Below are 2,917 nucleotides of genomic sequence, written 5' to 3'. Positions count from 1 at the left end.
GTGGCAACTATCCCAAAGGGGGGGTGGGGCAGATCGCCCAAAAGCTGGCCCAGGGACTAGAGGCCCATGGCGGGCAGATCCGCTACAAAGCACCCGTGCGGCGGATCCTGGAAGAAAGAGGTCGGGCGGTGGGCGTAGAACTGGCCAGCGGGGAAAAGCTCTTTGCCCGCACAATCATCTCCAATGCCACCCGCTGGGACACCTTTGAGCGCCTATGGCCGGGATCCCTGCCCAGGGCGGAGCGGCAGTGGCAAAAACGCTACCAGCAATCCCCTAGCTTTTTAAGCTTGCACCTGGGGGTGCGGGCCGAGGCCCTGGCCGGCGAACGCTATTGTCACCACATTCTCCTGGAAGACTGGGATCAGATGGAGGCTGAGCAGGGCACCCTTTTCGTCTCCGTCCCCACCCTGTTGGATCCCGACCTGGCTCCCCCGGGCCGCCACATTGTTCATGCCTTTACCCCCAGTTGGATATCCACCTGGCAAGGGTTAAGCCCAAGCCAGTACCAGACCCAGAAACAGCAAGCCGCCGACCGGCTTATCCGCCGCCTGGAGGCCCTTTGGCCTCAACTGGGATCCCACATTGAACTGAAGGAGATAGGCACCCCCCGCACCCACCGCCGCTTCTTGAGCCGCAGCAACGGCACCTATGGGCCTATCCCCAGCCGGGATCCCTGGGGCTTGCTGGGCATGCCTTTCAATCGCACCGCCATCCCCAACTTGTACTGCGTGGGGGATAGCACCTTCCCCGGCCAAGGGCTCAATGCCGTTGCCTTCTCCGGCTTTGCCTGCGCCCACCGGGTGGCAGCGGATTTGGTTTAGGTTGCCCTTATCCTTGCTACTCCCTTCTCCCTCTGGGAGAGGGGCAGGGGATGAGGGTTGAGCGGCGCAGAGGGTTTGGGAGGCAGTTGATGGTCAATTCAAACAACAATGAGACGCTAGCCAGTAAGATAGCGTCCGTTCCCGAAAGCAGGCTGTAGGCCTTTGAATCAGGACATTGTCCAGAATCAACACAGATGTCCTCTTCAAACTCGGTATTCAGTATCTCTCCAGCCACCCCTCAAATCCTTATTGGCTATAGTTGCGGCTGTCCGGAAGTGATAGCAGCAGACTTGCTGGACCTGCCGCGGCTGGAGCTGTACGTGGAAGAGGGGTTTGGGGATCCCTGTGCCCTGCTGCAGCAGAAGGGAGTGCCCGAGCGAGTTCATGAGGTGAGAGGGGAGCCAGCCAGTTGGCCCAGCTTTGATGCGGTGGTGTGCGCGGTGGGAGACTTGCAGCGGCTGGGGCGGCCTGTGAGGGCTAACTTTGCTTTTGTCTTGGCAGAGGACCACCAACTTCTTTTGGCCAATGCCAGTAAGTTAACGGAAGCAGCAGTGTTGACTGGCTTTGACTTTGGCAAACTCAGGCTTATGGTAAAGCTCTACCCAGACACCGTTTTTTACAAGAGGACGTACCTTAACTTTCCTGTGTTTCTGTCTAGTCAGGTGCAGACGGTTATCGACATCGGAGCTGGGGTAGGCCTTGGTAGCGTTTGTTTTCGGGGTTTCTGCCCTGAGGCGGCCATTCATTGTTTTGAGGTGGATCCCTTGGCCTTGCACCTGCTGCAGCAGAATGCTCTTGGCCTGGGCAACTGCTTTGTGCATCCAGTGGGGCTGGCGGGGCAGAATAGCTGCAGAACTTGTCGGCTCTGGCCGGAAGATCCTCAAGCGAAGTGGGGAGTGGAGCAGGTGCTCCCTTTCCGGGAAGCCAGGGCAGCCCTCAAGGAGTTGGGTTTGGAGCCCATCGATGTGCTCAGGGTGGCTACAGGTGGAGAGGAGGTGGAGGTGTTGACCAGCTTGCAAGAGCAGCTCAAAGACATCAAGGTGATTTACGTGGAGTTTACTTCTGAGCAAGACCGCAAGCAGATTGACCAAATGCTGGATCAATCCCATCTCCTCTGGCAGAGGGAAATCATAGCAGGTCAAATCGGGGCCTTTTGTTACATAAACAGATTCCAGCTTCCCAGCAAAAAGTAAGTTCTCAGAGAGGGTGAGGTAAAAGTCATGAACTCAACTATCATCGTCACAAGTGCCGACAGCAAGTACTTTGAATTTGTTCAGGGAACTATTCTATCTATTCGAGAAAAGCCACAGGGCCAATCTGTAGATATTGGATTTTTTGATGTAGGATGCACACCAGAGCAGTTGCAATGGATAAGTCGATATGTCGACCACATTGTTGAGCCAGAGTGGAACTATGATGTGTCAGATGCTGACAGGTACCCCAGCTATCTTAGAGCGCTGCTGTCCAGGGCTTTTCTACCTGAGTACTTTCCAGGCTATGAAGCTTACATTTGGATTGATGCAGACGCTTGGGTACAAGACTGGTCTGCAGTTGAACTGCTTGCTAGTGCAGCAATACACAAAGGTTTTGCAATGGTTCCCGAGCTACTGAACACACTTTTCACTCCTCTTCCATTCTCTCATCAAAGTTTTCACCTCTCGAGATACTTTAGGTACTTTGAACATACTTACAACCACCTATATATTAGACCAGTCTTAAGTGCTGGAGTGTTCTCTGGAAGTAACCATACTGTTCACTGGCTAGCATGGAGAAATAGAACGAAGCAAGCTATTTCCATGAGTCTAGATTTATACTCAGACCAGTATGCCCTAAACTTAGCTATCTACAACGACTTAGGGCTAGGCAGTATTCAGATTTTACCCTTGACTTGCAACTGGACAGTTCACAGCAGAATACCTCTGTGGGACTCTCATAGAAAACTTTGGGTTGAGCCATGGAGACCTTACAGCCCAATAGGCATTCTACACATCACCTACGAAACTAAGGACAGAGAAACTCTTATAGCTAGCACTACCGATGGCTTCAAAGTTGAAGCCAGTCTTTGGTATCCTAGAAGCCATTCTTCTCCAATCAGA

At 53.4% G+C, this 2,917-nt stretch carries 2 protein-coding genes and 1 pseudogene; all 3 read left to right on the top strand.

Annotated elements, in window-relative coordinates; genetic code table 11:
- The coding region (locus tag NW846_RS12405; protein ID WP_414516168.1) for an FAD-dependent oxidoreductase at window positions 1-821 on the top strand (821 nt) is incomplete at its 5' end.
- A 290-nt stretch (window positions 822-1,111) separates the two neighbouring features.
- The gene (locus tag NW846_RS12400) at window positions 1,112-2,014 is read left to right on the top strand and encodes a hypothetical protein (RefSeq protein ID WP_414516166.1); all 903 of its coding nucleotides are present in this window, start codon (window positions 1,112-1,114) and stop codon (window positions 2,012-2,014) included.
- Window positions 2,015-2,041: 27 nt separating this feature from the next.
- Window positions 2,042-2,917: pseudogene (locus NW846_RS12395) on the top strand (macrocin O-methyltransferase); the annotation flags it as partial.

Source organism: Synechococcus sp. W60.3 (assembly GCF_047502615.1).
Lineage (GTDB): Bacteria > Cyanobacteriota > Cyanobacteriia > Thermostichales > Thermostichaceae > Thermostichus.
The sequence above is the reverse complement of the archived record's forward strand: the minus strand, read 5'-3'. Positions and strand labels throughout refer to the sequence as shown.